The following is a 400-nucleotide window of genomic DNA, read 5'->3' on the forward strand; positions in this document are numbered from 1 at the left end:
CCTGTTTGGACGGGGCTGTAGCCGAGAACATTCTGCATGGACAGAGTCAGGAAGTACCACATCGGGTTCAGGCATGCTCCAGCCAGCAGCATGATCACATTGCCGATGGAGACTGCCCTGTTCCGAAAGATATGCAGCGGTATCAGAGGTGACGATGTCACCCATTTTTCGACGACGACGAAGGCGATCAGGAGCGATACGCCAATCGCAATGCCAGAGATGGTCGAGTTTGCCGACCAACCATCATCTGCAGCCTGGGCGATACCGTAAGCCAAGGATCCGAGACCTGCTGTCGCCAAGACTGCTCCAGCGAAGTCCAGTCGTGGACGCGGCCCAGAGGGACGATCAGCGGCAATACAGCGAACAGCCAGCAGCACTGCAGCCATCCCGATCGGCACAT

Annotated in this window: 1 pseudogene; it reads right to left on the reverse strand. The window is 57.5% G+C overall.

The features are described 5' to 3' along the window. Positions 1-275 (reverse strand): annotated as a pseudogene (locus tag CVH10_RS17940) (MFS transporter); the annotation flags it as partial. Positions 276-400: the final 125 nt, after the last annotated feature.

The sequence above is a fragment of the Halomonas sp. ND22Bw genome (genome assembly GCF_003011945.1).
GTDB classification, from domain to species: Bacteria; Pseudomonadota; Gammaproteobacteria; order Pseudomonadales; family Halomonadaceae; genus Halomonas; species Halomonas halophila.